Below are 4196 nucleotides of genomic sequence, written 5' to 3'. Positions count from 1 at the left end.
ATGTGCCGGCGGGGTTGGAGGCGGTGGTGCTCAAGGCGATGGCCAAGCAGCCCGGGCAGCGCTACCAGACCGCGGCCGAGCTGCGCCAGGACCTGGAGCGGTTCCTGGCCGGCCGCGGCGTCCTCGCCACCCCCACACCGGACGCGCGGGACGCGTGGTCCCCGGGCGGGCCGGCGGGCGCCGCGGCCAGGACCGGCACCGGCGGCAGCGGCGTGGGTACCGCTGCCGGTGGGGCCGCGGGTGCGGCTGCCGGTGGGGCCGCGGGTGCGGCTGCCGGTGGGGCCGCGGGTGCGGCTGCCGGTGGGGCCGCGGGTGCGGCTGCCGGTGGGGCCGCGGGTGCGGCTGCCGGTGGGGCCGCGGGTACCGCTGCCGGCGGCGCGCCCGGCCCGGGGTCCGACGCGGCCGCCGCCTCGGTCCTCGCGGCCTCTCGCAGCCGCCCTGCGGCCTCTCGCAGCCGCCCTAGGGTCTCCCGGCGCCGGCCCAGGCGCGCCGTGCCCGGCTGGGCCGGCTGGATCGCGGCGGTCCTGCTGCTGGCCGTGCCGGTCGCGGTCTTCATGGTCAGGTCGATCGGGGGCACCGGCGCGCCAGCCCGTACCACCCTCGCGCCGTTGGCGGTCGACCCCGACGTCGAGCCGTTCGAGACGGTCGCCCCGACCACCACCCGGCTGGCGACCACGACCAACGTGCCGTCTACCACCGCCCCGGCGACCACGCCCACCACGGCGCCGGCCACGACTGCGGGCAGCCGGCCGGCGCTGGTCCGGGTGCCCGAGGTGGTCGGGCTCCGCGCCGCCAGGGCCAACGTGGTGCTCACCGAGGCCGGGTTCACCGTGCGCCGCGTCGACGTGCTGGTGCGGCAGCGCTCCAGGGCCGGACGGGTGCTCTTGCAGACCCCCGGCGCCGGCGCCCAGGCCCCGGCCGGCTCCCAGGTCGTGATCGCGGTCGGCACCCTCCTTTGACCCGGCAGCCGGCTGACCCGGCAGCCGGCGCAGCCGGGCCCGGGTGGTCGCTCCCCTTGAGCAAGGTCTTCGAGCAAGGTCTTCGAGCAAGGTCTTCACGCGGCTGCAGCCTTGTGACGGCGAGGACCCGGTGGCCGGAGCATGGGTAGCCGGAGCATGGTGGTGTTGCCGTCCGCGTCGAGCGCGTCGTGCTGAGCCTGCGCGTGTGCTGAGCCTGCGCGTAGTGCTGCTGAGCCTCATGAGGGCGAGGACTCCGGTGGCCGGTGTCACAGGTCGGCTCTAGACTCGTCTGCATGACCACAGCGATAGAAGCAAGAGAACTGGTGCGCCGCTTCGGGGAGGTCGAGGCCGTCCGCGGCGTCAGCCTCGAGGTCGCCGAGGGCGAGATCTACGGGTTCCTCGGCCCCAACGGCGCCGGCAAGTCGACCCTCGTCCGCATCCTGACCACCCTGCTCCACCCGACCAGCGGCTCGGGTACCGTGCTCGGCCACGACGTGGTGGCCGAGCGGACCACCGTGCGCCGGCTCATCGGCGTGGCCCTCCAGGAGGCGGGCCTGGATCCCAAGCAGACCGGCCGGGAGCTGCTCACCCTGCAGGGCCGCCTGTACGGCCTGCGCGGCCCGGTGCTGGCGGCCCAGATCGGCGAGGTGACCGAGCTGGTCGGCCTGACTGACGCGATCGACCGCCGCATCCAGACCTACTCCGGCGGCATGAAACGCCGCCTCGACCTGGCCTCGGCGCTGCTGCACCGGCCGCGGGTGCTGTTCCTTGACGAGCCCACCACCGGGCTCGACCCGCTGTCGCGGGCGCTGATCTGGGACCGCATCCGCCAGCTGCGCGAGCGGTTCGGGGCCACGGTCTTCCTGACCACCCAGTACCTCGAGGAGGCCGACGAGCTGGCCGACCGGGTGGCCATCATCGACCAGGGCCAGATCGTCCGTCAGGGCACCCCGGCCGCGCTCAAGGCCGAAGTCGGCGCCGACGTGATCGACATCGCCATCGACGAGCGCGAGACCGGCGCCGCCCGGATCGCCATCGAGCAGCTGCAGTCAGGCGGCGAGCTGCCCGCGGGAGAGCTGCGCGGCACCGACCGCGGCTACACCCTGTTCATCCCCGACGGGCCGCACAACATCGCGGTGCTCATCCGTGGCCTCGACCGGGCCAGGATCCGCTTCGGCGCGGTCAGCTTGTCCCGGCCCACCCTGGACGACGTGTTCCTGGCCGCCACTGGCGGGCGCATGGCGGCCGCGGCGGAGCGAGAAGCCGCCGAGCAGGAGCGGGTCCCCGAGCCCGCCGGAAGGGGGGCATCGTGAACGCCGTCACGGCATCTGCTGAGCCGCGGACCCTGGCCGCCCCGGCCGGGCTGGTCTCCGACGTGGCCGCCATCGCCGGCCGGGCGATCCGGGGCATCCTGCGCGAGCCCGAACTGTTCATCTTCGCCCTGATCATCCCGGTGTTCTTCTTCGTGGTCCAGGTCGGCGCCCTGGGCGACGTGGCCAAGACGGCGTTTGGCGTCTCCAGCTACGCCGCCTTCCAGCTCCCCATCTCGGTGCTGTTCGCCGCGGCCAGCACCTCTGGCGGCAACGCGCTGGTACTCGACATCGCCAACGGCTACTGGGACAAGCTGTCGGTGACCCCGGCGCACCGCTCGGCGCTGGTCGTCGGCAACCTGTTCGGCGAGATGTTCGCCGTGCTCGGCTACAGTCTGGTCCTGGTGGCGTTCGGCTGGGTGATCGGGGTCCGGTTCGCCGGCAACGATCTCGTCGGCGCGGCCGGCCTGCTGGGGCTCACCCTGTTGTTCGGGGTCGGCTTCGCCGCCGTCAGCATTGCGGTGGCGCTGGCCACCGGCTCGGTGCGGGCCACCCAGTCCACCTTCATCATCTTCTTCCCGCTGCTGTTCCTGACCCCCAGCGCCCTGCCCCGCAATCTCATGACCGGCTGGTTCGAGACGGCGGTGAGCCTGAACCCGATCACCTACGTGGTCGAGGCGGCCCGCAGCTTCCTGTTCGGCTTCAACGGCCCCGTAGTCGCCAAGGGCGTGCTCGCCGCGGTGTTGTTCAGCGCGGTCACCTTCTCGCTGACCGCCCTGGCCTTCCGGCGCCGCGTCCGCATGGCATAGCCGCGCCGGCGAGCCGGTCACGGCGGACTCTCGCGCGGATCGACTCGAACGGCTCGCTGTAGGTAGTCACCGCCTCGCCGCCCTCGTACCCTAAGGGCCGTCGTTGAGCTCTCCCGCGCCCGGTCTCTTCCCGTGGGAGGCTGGCAGGGCTTCACGAGGGGGGTGCGGCAGTCCGAGCCGGGCTGCCACGGGAGGCGCGCAGCCGCCGCTGCGAGCCTCGCCGGATGACGACGATATGGGCCCGGCCGGGGACCCCGGCAGGGCCAGGTCGGAGCTGGCGACGGGGAGGAGCGGCGTGTGGAGCGACGAGTTCTCGGATCGAGTGGGCTGAAAGTCCCTGCGGTTGGCATGGGCACCTCGCGTACCTTCGACGTCAGGGGCAGGGCCGCGGAGACCACCAGCCGCAAGATCGTGGACGAGGCGCTCGCGGTGGGTGCCAACTTCTTCGACACCTCGCCGATGTACGGCGAGGCTGAGCGGGTCCTCGGCATGGCCCTGGAGGGCAGGAGGGCCGAGGCGCTGGTCGCCACCAAGGTGTGGACCCCGAGCGACGAGGAGGCCGAACGCCAGGTCCGGGCCTCGCTCCACTTCGCCCACGGCCGCGTCGACGTGTTCCAGGTCCATAACCTCATCGCCTGGCCCGCCCGCCTGGGCCTGCTGGAGCGGCTGCGCGACGAGCAGGCGGTGACCGCCATCGGGGCGACCCACTACGACCCCAACGCCTTCGGCGAGCTGGCGACCGTGATGCGGAGCGGCCGGATCAGCACCGTCCAGGTGCCCTACAACCCGCTCGAGCGCGACGTCGAGCGGACCGTGCTGCCGCTGGCCGAGGAGCTCGGCCTCGGCGTCGTGCTGATGCGCCCGTTCGGCCGCGGCGCGGTGCTGCGCAGCACCTGGCCGACAGCGGCCGAGCTGGCCCCGCTCAAGCCGTTCGGCGTGGCCACCTGGCCGCAGGCGCTGCTCAAATGGGGGCTGTCGGACCCCCGCTGCACCATCTCCATCCCGGCCACCTCCAAGCCAGGCCGGATGACCGAGAACGCTGTGGCGGGCGACCCGCCCTGGTTTGGCCCTGACGAGCGGGACCTCGTCGGCCGCCTCGCCCGCCGGTCCTGACCAGC

General features: G+C 73.5%; 4 protein-coding genes. All 4 read left to right on the top strand.

Annotated elements, in window-relative coordinates:
* Positions 1 to 959, top strand: a 959-nt coding sequence (locus tag VG276_06710; GenBank protein ID HEV8649094.1) for a PASTA domain-containing protein, incomplete at its 5' end; no start/stop codon positions are given.
* 293 nt (positions 960 to 1252) lie between these two features.
* Positions 1253 to 2272 (top strand): ATP-binding cassette domain-containing protein, encoded by a 1020-nt coding sequence (locus VG276_06705; protein ID HEV8649093.1) that lies wholly within the window; start codon positions 1253 to 1255, stop codon positions 2270 to 2272.
* Complete coding sequence (locus VG276_06700; protein ID HEV8649092.1) at positions 2269 to 3078, top strand: ABC transporter permease; 810 nt, start codon at positions 2269 to 2271, stop codon at positions 3076 to 3078. The genes VG276_06705 and VG276_06700 overlap by 4 nt, the downstream gene beginning before the upstream one ends.
* 348 nt (positions 3079 to 3426) lie before the next feature.
* Positions 3427 to 4191: an aldo/keto reductase gene (locus tag VG276_06695; protein ID HEV8649091.1), complete on the top strand. Its 765-nt coding sequence runs from the start codon at positions 3427 to 3429 to the stop codon at positions 4189 to 4191.
* Positions 4192 to 4196 lie beyond the last annotated feature (5 nt).

It is taken from the genome of Actinomycetes bacterium, from assembly GCA_036000965.1.
Lineage (GTDB): Bacteria > Actinomycetota > CALGFH01 > CALGFH01 > CALGFH01 > DASYUT01.
Note: the sequence above shows the minus strand (reverse complement) of the source record. Positions and strands in the feature narration are given on the sequence as shown.